The 18,047-nt window shown below is 68.2% G+C and carries 17 protein-coding genes; 9 read left to right on the top strand and 8 right to left on the bottom strand.

Going from position 1 to position 18,047, the window contains the following annotated elements:
• Positions 1 to 25 precede the first annotated feature (25 nt).
• A complete protein-coding gene (locus VG502_RS20170) occupies positions 26 to 2,065 on the bottom strand; it encodes an oxidoreductase (protein WP_325552023.1) in 2,040 nt (679 codons plus the stop codon).
• 72 nt (positions 2,066 to 2,137) lie between these two features.
• Here VG502_RS20170 and VG502_RS20165 point away from each other — a divergent pair, with 72 nt between their 5' ends.
• The gene (locus VG502_RS20165; RefSeq protein WP_325552021.1) at positions 2,138 to 3,079 is read left to right on the top strand and encodes a LysR family transcriptional regulator; all 942 of its coding nucleotides are present in this window, start codon (positions 2,138 to 2,140) and stop codon (positions 3,077 to 3,079) included.
• 103 nt (positions 3,080 to 3,182) lie between these two features.
• Here the strand turns inward: VG502_RS20165 and VG502_RS20160 are convergent, their stop codons facing one another.
• The 3 genes from VG502_RS20160 to VG502_RS20150 all read right to left on the bottom strand — a co-directional run bounded on the left by VG502_RS20160 (position 3,183) and on the right by VG502_RS20150 (position 5,210).
• A complete protein-coding gene (locus tag VG502_RS20160; protein WP_325552019.1) occupies positions 3,183 to 3,758 on the bottom strand; it encodes a DinB family protein in 576 nt (191 codons plus the stop codon).
• A 43-nt stretch (positions 3,759 to 3,801) separates the two neighbouring features.
• The gene (locus VG502_RS20155) at positions 3,802 to 4,344 is read right to left on the bottom strand and encodes a hypothetical protein (protein WP_325552017.1); all 543 of its coding nucleotides are present in this window, start codon (positions 4,342 to 4,344) and stop codon (positions 3,802 to 3,804) included.
• Positions 4,345 to 4,478: 134 nt separating this feature from the next.
• Positions 4,479 to 5,210, bottom strand: coding sequence for a MerR family transcriptional regulator (locus VG502_RS20150; protein ID WP_325552015.1), 732 nt, complete (start codon positions 5,208 to 5,210; stop codon positions 4,479 to 4,481).
• A 97-nt stretch (positions 5,211 to 5,307) separates the two neighbouring features.
• On the opposite strand from VG502_RS20150, the gene VG502_RS20145 reads away from it, so the two are divergent.
• From VG502_RS20145 to VG502_RS20130, 4 genes are read left to right on the top strand one after another with little or no spacing between them, the layout of a single operon-like run.
• Positions 5,308 to 6,528 (top strand): acetyl-CoA C-acetyltransferase, encoded by a 1,221-nt coding sequence (locus VG502_RS20145; RefSeq protein ID WP_325552013.1) that lies wholly within the window; start codon positions 5,308 to 5,310, stop codon positions 6,526 to 6,528.
• Positions 6,529 to 6,554: 26 nt separating this feature from the next.
• Positions 6,555 to 8,750 carry a 3-hydroxyacyl-CoA dehydrogenase NAD-binding domain-containing protein gene (locus tag VG502_RS20140; RefSeq protein WP_325552011.1) on the top strand — a complete coding sequence of 732 codons (2,196 nt, stop codon included), beginning with the start codon at positions 6,555 to 6,557 and terminating at the stop codon, positions 8,748 to 8,750.
• A gap of 10 nt (positions 8,751 to 8,760) precedes the next feature.
• Positions 8,761 to 9,915, top strand: a complete 1,155-nt coding sequence (locus tag VG502_RS20135) for an acyl-CoA dehydrogenase family protein (protein WP_325552010.1) — start codon at positions 8,761 to 8,763, stop codon at positions 9,913 to 9,915.
• Positions 9,916 to 9,949: 34 nt separating this feature from the next.
• Positions 9,950 to 10,252, top strand: a complete 303-nt coding sequence (locus VG502_RS20130) for a hypothetical protein (protein ID WP_325552008.1) — start codon at positions 9,950 to 9,952, stop codon at positions 10,250 to 10,252.
• Between the two features lie 37 nt (positions 10,253 to 10,289).
• On the opposite strand, the gene VG502_RS20125 is transcribed toward VG502_RS20130, so the two are convergent.
• Together VG502_RS20125 and VG502_RS20120 are read right to left on the bottom strand one after the other, a co-directional pair.
• Positions 10,290 to 10,799, bottom strand: coding sequence for a trypsin-like serine peptidase (locus VG502_RS20125; RefSeq protein WP_325552007.1), 510 nt, complete (start codon positions 10,797 to 10,799; stop codon positions 10,290 to 10,292).
• Positions 10,796 to 12,184 carry an alkaline phosphatase family protein gene (locus VG502_RS20120; RefSeq protein ID WP_325552005.1) on the bottom strand — a complete coding sequence of 463 codons (1,389 nt, stop codon included), beginning with the start codon at positions 12,182 to 12,184 and terminating at the stop codon, positions 10,796 to 10,798. The genes VG502_RS20125 and VG502_RS20120 overlap by 4 nt, the downstream gene beginning before the upstream one ends.
• A 270-nt stretch (positions 12,185 to 12,454) precedes the next feature.
• Between VG502_RS20120 and VG502_RS20115 the strand changes: the two genes are divergently transcribed.
• From VG502_RS20115 to VG502_RS20100, 4 genes are read left to right on the top strand one after another with little or no spacing between them, the layout of a single operon-like run.
• Positions 12,455 to 12,898 (top strand): nuclear transport factor 2 family protein, encoded by a 444-nt coding sequence (locus VG502_RS20115; protein WP_325552003.1) that lies wholly within the window; start codon positions 12,455 to 12,457, stop codon positions 12,896 to 12,898.
• Positions 12,895 to 14,676, top strand: a complete 1,782-nt coding sequence (locus VG502_RS20110) for an FAD-dependent monooxygenase (RefSeq protein ID WP_325552002.1) — start codon at positions 12,895 to 12,897, stop codon at positions 14,674 to 14,676. The genes VG502_RS20115 and VG502_RS20110 overlap by 4 nt, the downstream gene beginning before the upstream one ends.
• Positions 14,673 to 15,530, top strand: a complete 858-nt coding sequence (locus VG502_RS20105) for a fumarylacetoacetate hydrolase family protein (RefSeq protein ID WP_325552001.1) — start codon at positions 14,673 to 14,675, stop codon at positions 15,528 to 15,530. Before VG502_RS20110 ends, VG502_RS20105 begins: the two co-directional genes overlap by 4 nt.
• A 6-nt stretch (positions 15,531 to 15,536) precedes the next feature.
• Positions 15,537 to 16,457 (top strand): VOC family protein, encoded by a 921-nt coding sequence (locus VG502_RS20100; protein ID WP_325552000.1) that lies wholly within the window; start codon positions 15,537 to 15,539, stop codon positions 16,455 to 16,457.
• Positions 16,458 to 16,501: 44 nt separating this feature from the next.
• Here VG502_RS20100 and VG502_RS20095 read toward each other — a convergent pair whose 3' ends face one another.
• Positions 16,502 to 17,284 carry a polyprenol monophosphomannose synthase gene (locus tag VG502_RS20095; protein WP_325551998.1) on the bottom strand — a complete coding sequence of 261 codons (783 nt, stop codon included), beginning with the start codon at positions 17,282 to 17,284 and terminating at the stop codon, positions 16,502 to 16,504.
• 68 nt (positions 17,285 to 17,352) lie between these two features.
• Complete coding sequence (locus VG502_RS20090) at positions 17,353 to 18,027, bottom strand: response regulator transcription factor (protein ID WP_325551997.1); 675 nt, start codon at positions 18,025 to 18,027, stop codon at positions 17,353 to 17,355.
• Between the last annotated feature and the right edge of the window lie 20 nt (positions 18,028 to 18,047).

The following is an 18,047-nucleotide window of genomic DNA, read 5'->3' as shown; positions in this document are numbered from 1 at the left end:
CGGGGTGAATCGGTGGCTGGCGGGGTCAAGTGGGCAGGCAGAGGCGGATCGCGTCGTAGATCGCGGCGTGGATGTTGCGGCTGGCGACGGCGTCGCCGATCCGGAAGAGCTGGTAGCGGCCGTCGGGGTTGGTCGTCACGGCCTGGGGCCGCACGTCCAGCAACGCCTGCTGGTCGACCTCGCCCAGGTTCGTGGAGCCCGGGACGAGGGCGAAGTAGAGCTCGTCGTTGGGGAAGGTGCCGTGCTCGACGACCACGGCGTCGACGGTGCGCTCGACGTCGATCTCGGCATAGTCGCTGTGCAGCAACGCGATTCGCCTGCCATCGGGGGCACGACGCACGGATTGCAGCCGGTAGCCGAGTGTGGTGCGCACGTCGTGTGCCGCGAACGCGGACAGGTATGCCGGGGAGTTCATGCTGCCGACCTCGATGGCCAGGGTCCGCTCCGGTGTGGCGATCTCGACCTTCGCACCGTGGGCGGTCAGCAGTTCGGCGGCGTCCATGGCCGGCTCGGCGCCGTTGTCGTCATACACGAGGACATCGCCGGTGGGCCGGTCGGTGCCGCTCATCACGTCCCAGGTGTCCAGCACCAGGTCCTGTCCCTCGGTCAGGAAGGACCGGTCCGGCATGCCGCCGGTGGCGACGACCACCAGATCGGGTTCTTCGGCGAGCACCTGCTCCGCCTGGGCGTAGACGCCATACCGGAATTCGACGCCGGAGTGCTTCGCCTCGGCGACCCGCCAGTCGACGATGCCGGTGAGGTCGCGGCGGCGCGGCGAGCCGGCGGCGAGCAGGATCTGGCCGCCGGGCCGGTCCGCTGCCTCGAATACGACGACCCGATGACCGCGCTCGCCGAGCACCCGGGCGGCTTCCAGGCCGGCCGGACCCGCGCCGACGACGACCGCGGTGCGCTGCCTCGGGCTGGGCTCGATCACATGGGTGAGGGTCAGCTCGCGGCCGGTGGCCGGGTTGTGGATGCACTTGGCATCGCCGGACGCGTAGAGCGAGTCGAGGCAGTAGCTCGCGCCGACGCAGGGCCGGATGCGGTCCTCGTCGCCCGAACGCACCTTCGCGACGAGGTACGGGTCGGCGAGCTGCGCGCGGGTCATACCGACCAGGTCCAGCAGTCCCTCCCGTATGGCGTGCCGCGCGGTCGCGACATCGGAGATCCGCGCCGCGTGCATGACGGGTATGTCGATCGCCTGCCGGATCTCTCCGGCGAACTCCAGGAAGGGCGCCGACGGTGTGCCCATCGACGGAATCGTCTTCGCCAGCGCGGCGTCGCTGTCGAGGGTGCCCTTGATGACGCTGAGGAAGTCGACGCCGTCCGCGACGAGGGTGCGCAGTGCCGCGACCGATTCGGCGGCGTGCAGCCCGTCCGGCCGGTCCTCGTCCATCGCCATCCGCAGGCCGATGACGAAGTCGGGTCCGACGGTGTCGCGGATCGCCTGAATCACCTTGCGGGGGAAGGCGAGTCGGCGTTCGGGGTCACCGCCGAACTCGTCGTCGCGATCGTTCGTCGCCGGGGACAGGAACGAGTCGAACAGGTGCGAGTAGGACTCGATCTCGATGCCGTCCAGGCCCGCCTGCTGGCATCGCTCGGCCGCTGCGGCATACGCCCTGATGATCCGGGTCAGGTCCCATGGCTCGGCGACCTTCGGGAAGGCGCGATGCTGCGCCTCGCGGCTGCGGGAGGGGTAGACGACCGGCAGCCAGTCGCCGCTGTAGTTGCTCGTCCGGCGGCCGAGGTGGGTGACCTGGCACATCACCGCGGCACCCTCGGCGTGCACCTCGTCGGCCAGGCGCCGCATCCAGGGAACGATCTCGTCGCGGTAGAGCAGCAGGTTCCCGAACGACGGCGGACTGTCCGGCGCGACGACGGCAGAGCCGCCGATCATCGTCAATCCGACTCCGCCACGGGCCTTTTCGACGTGGTAGGCGCGGTAGCGATCGGTCGGCATACCGCCCTCGCCATACGCTGGCTCGTGCGAGGTGCTGACCACCCGGTTGCGCAGAGTCAGCTGCCGTAGCCGGAATGGCTCGAGGAGCGGATCGAGGGTTCGCACACGGCCAGTGTGGGGCGGTGCACTGGTGAAGAAAAGCAAGCGATTCTGCAAGATAATGTGCAAACTGATTGCATGATCGATCATCGGCTCCATGTGCTCCGCATGGTCGCCTCGCACGGCACGGTCACCGCCGCCGCACGTGCGCTGAACTACACGCCGTCGGCGGTCTCCCATCAGCTTCGTTCCCTCGCCCGCGAGCTCGAGGTGACCCTGCTCGTGCAGGAGGGACGCGGGGTCCGGCTGACCCCGGCTGCCCGGACGCTGCTCGCGCACGCCGACGAGTTGTATGCGCGCTGGGAGGAAATGCGCGCCGACCTCGCCGCGACGGGCGGCCGAGGTCTGGGCACCCTGCGGCTGTGCGGGTTCTCGACCGCGGCAGCCACCCTTCTTCCGCAGGTCGCCAAGCACCTGCGCACGGTCCATCCGGCCACCGTCGTGCAGATCATCGAGGCCGACCCGGAGGAGTGCTACGACCTGCTGCTGGCCGATCAGGCCGACGTGGCGGTCGTGGTCGCCACTGCGTCCCTTCCGCCGACCGTTGATCCCCGCTTCGATCAGGAGCCGTTGCTCGACGATCCGCTCGACGTGCTGCTACCCACGGATCATCCGCTCGCCACCAGGAGCTCGGTGCGACTGAGCCAGACCGCCGCCGAACCCTGGATCCTCGACCGGCCGGGGCGGCCCTACCACCAGCTCGTCCTGGCGGCCTGCACCGACGCCGGCTTCGCGCCCGCGATCGCCCATCAGGCGACCGAGTGGGAGACCGCCGCCGCCCTGGTCGCCGCCGGACTCGGCATCGCGATGATCCCTCGGCTCGCCCGGCTACCTGCGGGGTATGCCGTGGCGCGTGTGCAACTGCACGGTGATCCCAGCCCGTCCCGGCACATCCTCACCAGCGTCCGCCGCGGAAGCGCACACCACCCGGAGATCGCGACAACGCTGGATGCGCTGCGCGATGCTGCCGTACGTAGTCAGCAGACCCTGCGCGGCGACGAGCCACCTCGACCGGTGTGACGACAACGAGTCGTCAGAGTCGCAGCCGTCTCAGCCGGACACTCAGAACGATCCAGCCCACGATGCGGAACACGACGGCGCCGGCGACGCGAATGGCATTGAGTCAGAAGGCGTTTGGCGAGTCGAAGGCGGGCGTGACGAACTGTCGGATCTGAATGGCGTGCGCGGTGGTGTGCCCGATCAGACGTGTCACGATCAAGGCGTACGGGCTGCCCTCGTAACGGTGCGCCGGCGGCAGTGGGGTCGCGGCCTCGTCCTCGGTCATGCCCGCCAGCGTGTCTCGGACCCGTTGTCGGCAGTAGTCGACGTAGCCGACGATCTCCGACTGGGACCACGGGACGGGCAGGCTGGTGAACGTCTGCCAGTGCGGCTTGCCGGCAAACGGTGGCGGCGGCGCCCACGCACCCAACTCGCCGGCGAGGTCATAGTCGGCAACTTCCAGGGCATGCCAGGCCACGCTCCACGGCGTCGACCACCGCTGGGCCAGGCGCTCGCGCTGGGCAGGATCAGTGACCGTTCGGCCGTCGACGTCGTAGACCTCGCCGGCAATCTCCGAGGTCTGCACACGCCACATCGGCGCCCGCCACAGTTCGTCCGGGCAGTCGCGCACTGCGGCGGCCAACAGCTCCAAGGACTCATCGAGGCAGCGGCCGACACTCTCCATCCAGACCGAGACCATTGAGGCTGATTTTACTGCGCGGCCCGCACGCCGTGCGCCTCGTTCATCGTCGCCGCCGGTAGTAGGCGATCGTCACGGCAGCCAGCAACGGACCCCAGAGGACGAGCGGCGCGTACATCGTCACCGCGAGCACGCCCTGCCAGGTGTGCACGTCGAGTGCGCCACCGGGCTGGAGATCGGCGCCGGTCATGGTGCGCCCGAGCGCGAGCATCCCGATCGAATAGGTCCACAGGGTGGTGAGGACCGCTGCGCCGAGGGCGCCGGGTATGACGGCGGCAAGCGTCGGCACACGCCGCCCGCGCAGGAACGGCACCCACCGCGGGAACACCTCGCCCCACGTCGACACGAGCCCGATTGCGGTGAACGCCAACAGTTCCGAGACCACCGACAGCAGCACGACATACAGCTCGAGCGGCATCCACCAGGGCAGGTTCCCGCTGTCGTCCGCCGTGCGCTCCTTGATGATCGGCAGGTGCAGCGTGAACGCGGCGATCCGCCAGAGACTCGACGGGAGCACGACGAGCGGCACCACCAACGCGGCCTTCCGTGCCCAGCCGGGCACGCCCGCCACCCGGCTCGTGGACACGGCCCCACGCCATCCGCACGCGCCCCCGGTTCGCAACAACAGCAATGGAATCCGTCATACCTCGACGATGTCGCGCGGCGGCTGCCGTCAGCACCCTCGCACGGAGGAATCACCTCACTCTGACGGGGGAGAGGTCAGCGATCCTGATCGCGCGAGGTGCGTCGCGTCACGGCTTCCCGCTTGGTCTCGTTCACGGCGCTCTCGTATGACGCCACGAGTGCCGCGATCGTCAGCGGCTTGAAGCGCTCGACCGTCTCGCGCAGCTGATCGGCGGGCAGCCCCGACTCCTTGTATGCCGGCCAGACCATTTCACGGAACACGTCCGTCAGCTCCTCCGCGATGGCCCTGCCGTGAGCGGTGAAGATCGACTGGGCGGCGACAGCGGCGGAAGACGGCAGGCCGAGGTCCAGGATCGACACGCTGACCGAAAGGTGAGCAACCGCAACGCGATAACGGTCCTTGCCATCGGGCTGCACTGTCCCCAACGCCCCCAACGTCACCAGGTCGTCGTTGCTCAGCGGCCGTCCGGCGCGCGCCTCGAGCTCCGCTCGCGTCAATGTCTCCGGCAGGTCGGGCATCCATGGCGCGAGCAGCGTCCGATGCAAAGCGATCGTCTCGGGCGTGGCGTCCTTCGGAAGACGAGCCATGTAGCTCTCGATCGCGGCGAGGGTGAAGCCGTGAGCCTGCAACTCGCGCACCAGCTCCAGTCGGGCCAGGTGGTCGTTGGTGTAGACGGCTGATCGCCCCCGCCGTACCGGAGCCGGCAGGATCCCGCGGCCGGTGTAGAAGCGGATCGTGCGGACCGCCAGGCCCGACCGCGCGACGAGTTCGTCGAGCGTCAGCTCGCGCGGCGGTCCCTCAGGCATGGGCAGCATCCTGGCACAGCGCCGACAGTCTGCGACAGTGACAGTGTCACTGTTAGTGTTGAATCGACTCGTTCGTATGCCGCACAGGAGTTCCCCCATGGCTGATGCCCCGCAGGCGATCGTCTACGACGCCATCCGCACGCCGCGCGGTCGCGGCAAGAAGACCGGATCACTGCACGAGGTGAAGCCGATCGACCTCGTGGTCGGGCTCATCGACGAGCTGCGCAAGCGCAACCCGGAGCTCGACCCGGCCCGCATCGACGACCTCGTCCTCGGTGTCGTCACGCCGATCGGCGACCAGGGCGCCGACATCGCCAAGACGGCCGCGCTCGCTGCCGGCCTGCCGGAGACGGTCGCCGGCGTGCAGCTCAACCGGTTCTGCGCGTCCGGGCTCGAGGCCGTCAACCAGGCGGCGAGCCGGGTCCGATCCGGCTTCGAGGACCTCATCGTCGCCGGTGGTGTCGAGTCGATGTCCCGCGTGCCGATGGCCTCCGACGGCGGTGCCTGGGCGATGGATCCGGCGACCGCGCTCGCCACCGACTTCGTCCCGCAGGGGATCGGCGCCGACCTGATCGCGACCATCGAGGGCTTCTCCCGCGCCGAGGTCGATGCGTATGCCGCGGAGTCACACGCCCGCGCCGACGCCGCGCAACAGGCGGGCTGGTTCAAGGACTCCGTCATACCCGTCGTCGACCGCAACGGCCTGACGGTGCTGGACCACGACGAGACCATCCGGCCCGGCACCTCCGTCGAGTCGCTCGGCGGCCTGAAGCCGTCGTTCAAGGACATCGGCGACCTGGGCGGTTTCGACGCGGTGGCGCTGGAGAAGTACCACTGGATCGACGAGATCGATCACGTGCATCATGCCGGCAATTCGTCTGGAATCGTTGATGGTTCGGCACTTGTCCTGATCGGCACGGATGCGGTGGGCCGGGAGCTTGGACTCCGCCCGCGCGCCCGCATCACCTCCGTGGCGGTCAGTGGCGCGGACCCGACGATCATGCTGACCGGCCCCACGCCTGCGGCCCTGAAGGCGCTGAAACGCGCCGGGCTCACACCCTCGGACCTCGACCTCGTCGAGATCAACGAGGCGTTCGCCGCGGTACCGCTGCGCTTCATGAAGGACCTGGGGCTGTCGCACGACAAGGTCAATGTCAACGGCGGAGCGATCGCGATGGGCCACCCGCTCGGTGCGACGGGGGCGATGATCCTCGGCACGCTGGTCGATGAGCTCGAGCGACGTGGCCTGCGACGCGGCCTCGCCACGCTGTGTGTCGGCGGCGGCATGGGCATCGCCACCATCGTCGAGCTCGTCTGAAACACGAACGAATCCAAGGGAATCCGATGACCAACACCGAGACCGCAGTGTCCTCAGCCGTGCGCTACGACAAGGATGCCGACGGCATCGTCACCCTGACCCTCGACGACCCCAAGTCGAGTGCCAACACGATGAACGACCGCTACACAGCGGGTATGGCGGCCGCGATCGACCGCCTCGAGGCCGATGTCGCCACGGGCGAGGTTGCCGGCGTCGTCATCGCCAGCGCGAAGAAGACCTTCTTCGCCGGTGGCGACCTGAAGATGCTGCAGGCCGCGAAGCCCGATGACGCCGGCCGCTTCTTCGACGAGGTCGAGACCGTCAAGGCACAGCTGCGTCGGCTGGAGCTGATCGGCAAGCCGGTCGTCGCTGCGCTGAACGGCGCCGCCCTCGGCGGCGGCTTCGAGATCGCGCTCGCCGCACACCACCGCATCGCGGTGGACAACCCGAAAGCGAAGTTCGGCTTCCCGGAGGTCACCCTCGGCCTGCTGCCCGGCGGTGGCGGCGTGACCCGCACGGTGCGCATGCTGGGAATCCAGGCGGCACTGATGGATTGGCTGCTGCAGGGCCAGCAGCGTGGAGCGACTGCGACGCACGAAAAGGGTCTCATCGACGACGTGGTCCCGAGCCAGGACGAGCTGATCCCGGCAGCACGTGCGTGGGTCCTCTCGCACCGAGATGACGAGGAAGTGGCGACCCAGCCATGGGACCGCGCCGGCTACCGGATGCCGGGCGGCACGCCGAGCAGCCCGAAGCTGGCGCAGTTCCTGCCCGCCTTCCCGGCCAACCTGCGCAAGCAGCTCAAGGGTGCGGCCTATCCGGCGCCGCGCGCGATCCTGTCGGCTGCAATCGAGGGCGCGCAGGTCGACTTCGACACTGCGAGCCGCATCGAGTCGCGGTACATGACGGGGCTGGCCACGGGGCCGGTTTCCACGAACATGATCCAGGCGTTCTTCTTCGACATGCAGCAGATCACCTCGGGAGCGCTGCGCCCGAAGGGAATTGAGCAGCACAAGGTGTCGCGCGTCGGTGTTATCGGCGCCGGAATGATGGGTGCCGGCATCGCGTACGCGTGTGCCAGCCGTGGCATCGACGTCATCCTGAAGGACGTGTCCGTCGACAACGCAGCCAAGGGCAAGGCGCACACCGAGGCGCTGCTCACCAAGAAGGTCGACAAGGGCCGTATGACGCCCGAGGCGCGCCAGGAGATCCTGGACCGCATCACGGCCACTGCCGACGCCGCTGATCTCAAGGGCGTCGACGCCGTCATCGAGGCGGTCTTCGAGGACGGCGGACTCAAGGCGAAGGTGTTCGCCGAGGCCGAATCCGTCGTCGACACAGACACTTTGCTGTGCTCCAACACCTCCACGCTGCCGATCACCTCGCTCGCCGAGCACGTCACCCGCCCAGCGGACTTCATTGGGCTGCACTTCTTCTCGCCGGTCGACAAGATGAAGCTCGTCGAGATCATCAAGGGCGAGCAGACGTCCGACGAGGCACTGGCCCGCGCCATCGACGTGGTGCAACAGATCGGCAAGCTGCCGATCGTCGTGAACGACAGTCGCGGCTTCTACACCAGCCGGGTCTTCGGCACGCTGATCCTCGAAGCGGTCGCCCTGGTCGAGGAGGGCGTCGATCCGGCGACGATCGAACGTGCTGCGACTATGGCCGGCTTCCCGGCTCCTCCGCTGGCCATGCTCGACGAGGTGTCGCTGACGCTCACGCAGCACATCCGGGCAGAGGCCGAGAAGGACGCCGCCGCGAAAGGCATTGAGCTGCCTGCCTCGCCGGGATCCGCCGTTATCGACCGGATGGTCGGCGAGTTCGACCGCAAGGGTCGTGCCGCCGGTGCGGGTTTCTATGACTACCAGGCGGATTCGAGCAAGAAATTGTGGCCCGGCATACGGGAGCACTTCAGCTCGCCGGACACCGACGTGCCGCTGCGCGACATCCAGGATCGGTATCTCTTCGTCATGGCACTGGAGACTGCGAAGTGCTTCGAGGAAGGTGTGCTGGACTCATCCGCCGCGGCGAACATCGGCTCGATCTTCGGCATCGGCTTCCCACCACTGACCGGGGGCACCGCTCAGTTCATGCAGGGGTATGACGGTGGTCTTGCCGGATTCGTCGCGCGTGCAGGGGAATTGGCAGCTGCCTACGGTCCGCGCTTCCAGCCGAGCGACTGGCTCGCGGCCAAGGCCGAGTCCGGCGAGGCGCTCTGAGGAGCTGATCATGCAACTCACCAGCACCTACCGATCCCCTTGGCTGACAGAGGAACTCGACGACCTGCGCGCCCTGGCGAAGACGTTCTTCGCCAAGGAGTCGATCCCCAACCAGGAGCGCTGGGCGCAGCAGCACCAGGTCGACCGCAGCTATTGGACAGCTGCCGGAGCCGCCGGACTGCTCTGCATCGGACTGCCCGAGGAGTATGGCGGGGGCGGTGGCACCTTCGCGCACGAAGCAGTCGTGATGGAGGAGCAGTCCGCTGCAGGGGACGACGCGTTCGGCTACAGCGTGCACAGCACCATCGTGGCGCCATACGTGAACAACTACGGGACCGAGGAACAGAAGCGGCGCTGGCTGCCCAAGCTCGCCAGCGGCGAGCACGTCGGCGCGATAGCGATGACCGAGCCCGGCGCCGGCTCGGACCTGCAGAGCCTGCGGACCACCGCGCGGTTGGACGGCGACCACTACGTCATCAACGGCTCGAAAACGTTCATCACCAATGGTTCTCACGCCGATCTGATCATCATCGTCGCGCGCACGGGCGGGGACGGCGGCAAGGGCTTGTCGCTGATCGTCGCCGAGACCGACGGGTTGGCAGGCTTCGAGCGCGGTCGGGTGCTGGAGAAGATCGGCATGCCCGGTCAGGACACCCGAGAGCTCTTCTTCTCCGACATGCGGGTCCCGCGCGAGAACCTGCTGGGCGGCGAGGAGGGGCAGGGGTTCCTGCAGCTGATGGAGCAGCTTCCGCAGGAGCGGCTGATCATCGCGGTCGCTGCCGCGAAGGGTATGGAGGTCGCGATCGACCAGACCGTGGCGTACGCCAAGGAGCGGCAGGCGTTCGGCCGAGAACTGTTGAAATTCCAGAACACCCGCTTCGTCCTCGCCGAGTGTGCGACGGAGGCACGCGCCGTGCGCACGCTCGTCGACCACTGCATCCAACAGCACCTGCTCGGTGAGCTCGACGCCGCGACCGCGTCGATGGCCAAGTGGTATTCGACGCAGAAGCAGTGCGAGATCATCGACCGCTGCCTACAGATCTTCGGCGGCTACGGCTACATGCTCGAGTACCCGATCGCCCGGGCGTATGCCGCGGCGCGCGTGCAGAAGATCTACGGCGGCACCAACGAGATCATGAAGGAACTCATCGCCCGCACGCTGTGACTGCGTATCCAGCCGGGCGGCGCACACTGGACCCATGAGCGCGGATCCGAGCACCGAAGTTGGCGAAGACATCGAGCGATGCTGGTGTTGCGGCAGCACCGACCGGCCGGACCGAATGGTGCGACTCGGCAACCACCCGGAGGTGCATCTCTGCGTGCGCTGCGCCCATTTCGTGCACCAGCAGGCGTGGCGGATCGAGGACGGCGACAAGCACGGGCCGGCCACGTTCGCGCGAGACCGGCTCCGCGGCCTGCGCTCCGAGGTGATGCGCCGGGGGCTGCATCGGAACAAGTTCGTCGGCGGCATGCTGCGTCGACTCGGCAAGCACCTGCCGTAGCGCGGTGGCGGACTGCGCGAACCCCTCCCGGCGCCGGTCAGCAGCCGCTCGGCGCGGGCGGCGGGAGGGTGTCGGGGTGGCGGCCGATCGGGGTGCCACCGGTGACCGACTGGATGGGCGCCCGCGGCGTGCCGGCCCCATCGGCGCTCACCCGCAGGACCGCGTAGTCGTCGTGCGGATCCTGGTCGCTCAGCCAGGACGGATCGGCGTACGACTCGGTGACCCGCCAGACGCCATACGGGGTGCGTCCGTCGCGGAAACCCGGCGCGAAGACGATGTCCGTGCCGGTGCCACGCACACAATGCGCGGCCGTCAGGATCAGGTCGTGGCGGGGGCTGTCGATCACGCTGGCCGTGCAGCTGTGCACGCCGTGCACCGACGTGCCGTGGAACAGCGGGCCTACGGTGGGCCTGCCCACCGAGCTGACGGCCGTCTGCAGCTCGGGGACTCCGTCGGCCGGCACGGAGACCGGGCGCAGGGCCGGAGCCGCGAAGGCCAGCAAGGTCCCCGCCACCAACGCGAGGATCAGTGCCGGGCGCACGGTCACGCGTGCTCCTCGATCCAGCGCGCGTAGTCCTCGGCCGTCGTGAGCCCGGCCAATTCGTCCGCGGGGCGCTGCTGTTCGTCCGCGAGTAGCCCGGCGGTCACCTGCTGCAGGTGCGACGGCTGTGCCGCAAGGGTTGCCGGAGTCGGCGGCGGCGTCGGTGCCGACACACCCGCGAGTGGGTCATCGGTCCGGGGCGTGGCCAGCGACAACGCAGCGCCGACGTCCGGCGCGGCCATGTCTCGTTTGGTCAATGGCGTGATGCCCCAACGCTTCTCGACCGTCGCAAGCAGGCTGGTGTGGTCCAACGGTGTGTCGCCGGCCGGCACCCGGAAGACGGTCCCGGCCGGGATGAGCGGGCTGACCAGCACCGTCGGCACGCGTGGCCCGAGGCGGGTGAAGTCGAAGCCGAACTGCCCCGTCGAGCTGTCCGGAGCAACAACACCCCACGGCGGTGGGACATGGTCGTAACAGCCGCCGTGCTCGTCATACGTGAGGATGAAAAGCGTTGACGCCCAGTCGGGTCCGTCGCGAAGCGCACGGTAGACGTCGAGGATGAGCTGCTCGCCGAGGGCCACGTCGTAGTTGGGATGCTCGCTGTTGCCGGTCGAACCCCACGACGGCTCCAGAAACGCGTATGCCGGCAGCTTCCCGCCGGCCGCGTCCGCCCGAAAGTCCGTGAGCAAACCGAAATTCGCGGCCGGGGCAGCACTGGTGTCAGGAAAGTCCAGCTTCGTCAACGGTGCCCTGGTGTCGCCGTAGATCCTCCACGGCACGACCTTGTCGCCGAGCGCGCCGAAGATGCTCGGCACGGTGAACTTCTTCACCCGGTCGTCCAGCCGTCCCTGGCTGGTGCCGGCGCAGGCAAACGCGCGGTTCGGCATCGTCATTGTCGGCGCTGCGCCGAACCAGTGATCGCAGACCGCGAATCCCGTTGCCAATGCTGAAATCACCGGCAGAGTCGCGGGGGTATGGCAGCCCATGATCATCGACTCGGTGGTGCCCGGGACGACATACCAGCCCTTGCGGTTGTTGTCCTTGATCGCCTGCGCGTAGTCGGTCACGAACCCCTGCATGGGCGCCGTCGACCCCTCGGCGGGTGCGGAGGTAGTGCCCCAGAGCTGGTCGTTCGTCGCCGCGTAACCCTCGCCGGGGTCGGCGCCCGGCATGAAGTAGAGGTTCGCGGTGTCCGGCGTGAGTCGGTACGCCGCCACCGGCGTCCCGTCGCTGCCCGGACAGGACTCCCGTCCGGTGAGTCCCTCGAACGGCTGGCCCGCCGGCGAGACGTTGCCTGCGTCGGCATACAGCCAGCCGAGCATGTGGTCGAACGACCGGTTCTCCAGCATCAGCACGACGATGTGCTCGACAGCATCCAGTCCGGTGGCCATGTCTCCAGGGTCCCGCGCCGTCACCCGGCGCGGAAGGGGTCGTCAGGACCGCTTGCCGGGCGGGGCCGTGGCTTTGGTGGCGGCGCGCGCTCCGCCGACTCGTGCGCATAAAGAGAAATATTCGAATATCGCTTGTTTCTTCGTATCTGTCGGAGTAGAACTGTGGGACAGCTCACAACGCACGTGGGAAGGAGTGGGCCGGATGTTTCCCCCGATGTCTCCCTCGAGCCACTGGTGCTCCTCAGCGCCCCTTCTGAAAGGAACCGCGCGATGACGATGGACGTAATCGCTGCCGACATGACGACCGAGCAGCGCAAGGCCGTTGCTCTGGAATACCTCAAGCGGCTGGACCGCGGGGACGACTTCTTCGAGCTCTTCGACGAGCACGTGCAGTTCTTCTTCCCGAAGGTCGGTCTCACCGACGGCATCGACGCGTTGAAGGACGCCTTCGCCAAGATCGGCTCATTGCTGGCCGGCATCAAACACGACTACGCCTACTTCAACTACCTCGTCTCCGGTGACACGGTCGTCGTCGAAGGCACGTCGGCGGGGCGGGCCGCGGACGGGACCGAGTTCCGCGCGGGCGTCACCCATGGAGGTCGCTGGTGCGACGTCTTCGAGATCCGTGCCGGCAAGATCCACCGCTTGTTCGTCTACCTCGACCCGGACTATGCGGGGTCCGACACCTCGCGCTACGAATGGCTGAGCGCATGACCGGCAGCAGCGGTTTCGATACCGATGTCTTCGTGGTCGGTGCCGGGCCGGCCGGGCTGACGATGGCCGCCCTGCTCGCCCGCCAGGGGGTCGACGCGATCACCGTCACGAAGTACCCGGGCACCGCGCACTCGCCGCGTGCGCACATCACGAACCAGCGCACGGTCGAGGTCTTCCGCGACCTCGGCATCGAGGACGCCGTCCGACAGGTCGCCACCCCGAACGAACTGATGGGCAACAACGTCTGGGCGACCAGCTTCGCCGACGAGGAGATCGCCCGGCTACTCACGTGGGGCAGCGGCCCGGACCGGCATGGCGATTACGAGTCGGCCAGCCCGAGCGCGATGTGCAACATCCCGCAGCACGTGCTGGAGCCGGTCCTGTTGCAGAGCGCGCTCGACCAGGGCGCCGACATCCGCTTCAACACCGAGCTGGTCAACATCACGCAGGACGACGACGGCGTGACCGCCACCGTCCGCAGCCGCCCGGACGGCGAGGAGCAGACGATCCGCGCCCGGTACGTCGTGGGCGCGGACGGCGGAAACTCCACGGTGGCAGCGCAACTCGGCTTCACCTTCCGCGGCGAGTCCGGTCTCGGCGCGGCCGCGAACGTCTGGCTCGAGGCAGACCTCACGGCATACACCGCGCACCGGCCGGGGACGCTCTACTGGATGTGCCAGCCGGGCAACGACTACTGGGTCGGGTCCGGCACCTGGATCTGCGTGAAACCGTGGACCGAGTGGGTCCTGCTGTTCATGTACGACCCGGCCGAGGGCGACCCGGATCTGTCCGAAGAGGCCGTGATCGCTCGTGCGCACGCGACGATCGGCGACCCGAACGTCGACATCACGATCAAGTCGACGAGCCTCTGGCAGATCAACCACCTGGTGGCCGACGACTACCGACGCGGTCGAGCCTTCCTCGTCGGTGACGCGGCGCACCGGCACCCGCCGGCCAACGGGCTGGGCACCAACACCTCCATCCAGGACTCGTTCAACCTGGCCTGGAAGCTGGCCTACGTGCTGCAGGGCAGGGCCGGTGCGCAGTTGCTCGACAGTTACCACGACGAGCGGCAGCCTGTTGGTGTGCAGGTGGTCGACCGGGCGATGAAGAGCGTCGCCGACATGCTTCCGATCTCCACTGCGCTCGGATTCAAACCGGGGCAGACAGCAGAGGAGGGTCAGCGGGCACTCGACGAGCTGAAGGCCGACACGGCCTTGGGCGAACGGCGGCGCCAGGAACTCGCCGATGCCGTGCAGCTGCAGAACTACCAGTTCAACGCGCACGGTGTGGAGCTCGACCAGCACTACACCTCGGATGCAGTCGTCGACGACTGGTCGGACTGGCCTGCCACACAACGGGATCCGGAGCTCTACCACCATCCGACGACGCATCCCGGCGCCCGACTCCCGCACGCCTGGCTGACGCACGGGAAGGACTCGGTGTCCACGCTCGACCTGGCCGGGCACGACGGGCTGATGTTGCTCACCGGCATCGGCGGCGACGCGTGGGTCGAGGCAGCCGGGAAGCTCGCCGCGGAGTTGGACCTGCCGCTGGCGGCATACGAGATCGGCCCGGGGCGCGAGCACCAGGACGTGCTCGGTGACTGGCGGGCGCGACGGGAGGTCGCCGACGGGGGCGCTCTGCTCGTGCGCCCGGACCACCACATCGCCTGGCGCAGCGAGCACGCTGCGACCGACGCGAAAGACACTCTCGAGCGTGCGCTGCGGCACGTGCTCGACCTCGCACCGAAGACCAACCCTGAGGAGACAGCATGAAACTCGCAAACATCGACGGGCGGGCTGCGCTGGTCGTGGCCGCCGGCACCGCGGTCGACGTCCACAAGGCGAGCGACGGCCGCTTCGGCCCGGATCTCGGCTCCGTGTATGACGATTGGGCCGCCTTCCGCGACTGGGCGCAGAACGCGCCGACCGATGCGGCGGTGCCGTTCAGCCCCGAGGATCTCGGTGCACCGTCGCCGACGCCGCGGCAGATCCTGGCCATCGGACTGAACTACCGGGAACACGCAGCCGAATCCGGCTTCGAGGCGCCGAGCGCGTTGCCGCCCGTCTTCCCGAAGTTCCTGTCCAGCCTGAGCGGCCCGGTGACCGAGGTCGTGCTCCCCGAGGGCGGCAACACCGACTGGGAGGTCGAACTCGTCGCGGTCATCGGGCGAGAGGCATCGCACGTCAGCGAGGAGGAAGCCTGGGGCTACCTCGCAGGTGTCACCGCCGGGCAGGACATCTCGGAGCGGGTGATCCAGTTGTCAGGGCCGGCACCGCAATTCGGCCTCGGCAAGTCCTACCCGGGCTTCGCCCCGACCGGGCCATGGCTCGTCACCCCCGATGAGCTGCCGGACAAGGACGACCTGCGACTGACGGCGGTGCTCGACGGCGACACCGTCCAGGACGGCCGCACCCGCAACCTGATCGTCCCGGTCGCCCGCCTCATCGCGGAGCTGACCAAGGTGGTGACCCTCTACCCGGGTGACCTCCTCTTCACCGGCACCCCGGAGGGTGTCGGCCTGGGCCGCAAGCCCCAGCGGTTCATCCGGGCCGGGGAGACTCTGGTCAGCACCATCGAGGGCGTCGGCGAGTTGCGGCAGACCTTCGTCGCAGCCTCGGGAAGGTAGGTAGTCATGTCGCTGCATCGACTCAGCCACGTCGTCATGGGCGTGCCCAATGTGGACGAAACCCAGTCCTACTACAGCGATTTCGGCCTGTCCAAGGGTGACGACGGCGTCTTCAGCACTCGCGATGCGGGGCGCCAGCTCGGGGTGGTCGAGACGCCGCGCAGGAAGTTGGTCGAACTCGGGCTGGCCGCCGACAGTCCCGACGACCTGGCCCGGATCGCGACCAATCTCGGCAAGCTCGGCATCGCGTCCGACCTCGACGGCGATGCGCTGATCGCGACCGAGCCGGTGGCCGAGTTCCGGGTGCGGGTCTCGGTGCTGCCGCGGTTGCACCAGGACCGGAAGGAGCCCACGCCATACAACGGGCCCGGACGGGTGGACCGCACGGGGCGTGCACCCGGTGTCCTGCGCACCGAGCCGGTGCGGCCGCGGCGACTCGGCCACGCGGTCGCCGGCACGGTGGACCTGCAGACGACGATCCGCTTCTTCGTCGACGGGCTCGGGTTCAAAGTCTCCGATTACATCGGCGACAAGGGCGCGTTCATGCGCTGCTCCGAGGACCACCACAACTTCCTGGCGTTGCAGTCCCCGGTGAACTACCTGCACCACACGAGCTGGCAGGTCGATGACATCGACGATGTCGGGCGTGGTGCGTTCGCGATGCTGGAAGGACGCCCGGAACGCCACGTATGGGGCCTCGGCCGGCACCACGCCGGCTCGAACTTCTTCTGGTACCTGAAGGATCCGGCCGGCAACTTCTCCGAGTACTTCTCCGACATGGACGTCATCCCGGAGGACGAGATCTGGGAGCCGGAGGTGCTCGAGGGCGCCGCGGGCCTGTTCAACTGGGGGCCGCAGCCGCCGCCCTCGTTCCTCCATCCGGAGGACCTGGCGGCACTCATGACCGGCGCACACAGCAAGGGATGAGCCGGCCGGGTTGAGCGGGCCGGGTTGAGCCGGCTGGGGTGGGCTCAGCCGCGCGCGGGCAGCTGCTCGCGCGCGAAGTGCGGTCGCCACTTCGACCTGCGCAGCCGCCACGGCATCAGCAGCGACTCGGCCTGCACGCCGAGCGACATCTTCGAGGTGCCCTCGGTGCGCTCCACGAAATGGATCGGCACCTCCACGCTGATCAGGCCCGCAACGGTCACCCGGTGCGCCATCTCGACCTGGAAGCTGTAACCGCCGCTCATCACCGAGCCGGGATCGATCACCCGCAACGCCTCGGCCTTCCACGCCTTGAAACCGGCGGTCGCATCGTGGACCGGAAGGTCGAGCACACGGCGTACATAGGCGTTCGCGCCCGCGGAGAGTACGCGCCGGTGCCAGGGCCACAACTCGTCGATGCTGCCGCCCTCGACATACCGCGAACCCACAGCGACAGCAGCGGAATTCATCGCGAGAGCGGTCACCATCGGATCGATCGCGCTGACCGGGTGCGAGCCGTCGGCATCCATCTGCACGACCACTTCGGCGCCGGCCGCGAGCGCCTCCGCCATACCGGCTGCATAGGCGCGGCCGAGGCCCTCCTTGCCCTGCCGGTGCAACACCTGCACGCGCCCGGCCGTGCTGTGGGACAACTCGTCGGCGAGCGCGCCCGTGCCGTCCGGAGAATTGTCGTCCACGACAAGCACGCTCAGCCGATCGGTCGGCAGGGCAAGCAGATTGGTGACGAGCTGTGGCAGGGAATCGCGCTCGTTGTATGTCGGGACGACGACGATCACCCGGTGGTTCGCAAGACAGGACAACGGCATCATCCGAACACTGTGCGTCAGGGTGTGTGTAGCACCGATGTATGCCGGGAGAGCGTCATCCGGCGAGTGCGTCAGTTCGCGGCGACCATCCGGTAGCCGACACCGCGCACCGTCACGATCTCGGCGGTCGACCCCACGTCGTCGAGCTTGCGCCGCAGGCTGGCCACGTGCTGGTCGATGACGTTGCTCGCGGGCAGGCTGGCGAAGTCCCAGGCATGCTCGAACACCTGGTCGCGGCGCAGGACCTCGCCCGATCGCCGGGCGAACAACTCGATCAGCGCGAACTCGCGCGCAGTGAGGTCGGCACGGCCGAAAGGCGTTGTCACTTCACGCGATGCGGGGTCGACGACGAGATTTCCAACGCTCAGCGAGGTGGGTCGTTCACTCGCTCCGCGACGCAGCAACGCGCGCAGCCGAGCCGTCAGCTCGTCGAACGCGAAGGGCTTCATCAGGTAGTCGTCGGCTCCCGCGTCCAGCCCGTCGACCCGATCCTCGACGCTGCCGCGCGCCGTCAGCAGCAGGACCGGACTCCAGATCGACTCCTTGCGCATCCGCCGGCACACCTCGAGACCGTTCATCCCGGGCAGCATCACGTCGAGCACCACAGCGTCGAACGCCGTTTCCTGCGCGTGCCACAGGCCGTCGATCCCGTTGTACGCCACCGTGACCGCGTAGTTCTGCGCCGTCAGGCCGCGTTGCAACAGGGCGGCAAGGCGCTCCTCGTCCTCCACGATCAACACATGCATGGTTCCTAGATCTTCCATCC

Source organism: Flexivirga sp., from assembly GCF_035551235.1.
Classification (GTDB): Bacteria; Actinomycetota; Actinomycetes; order Actinomycetales; family Dermatophilaceae; genus Flexivirga.
Note: the sequence above shows the minus strand (reverse complement) of the source record. Positions and strands in the feature narration are given on the sequence as shown.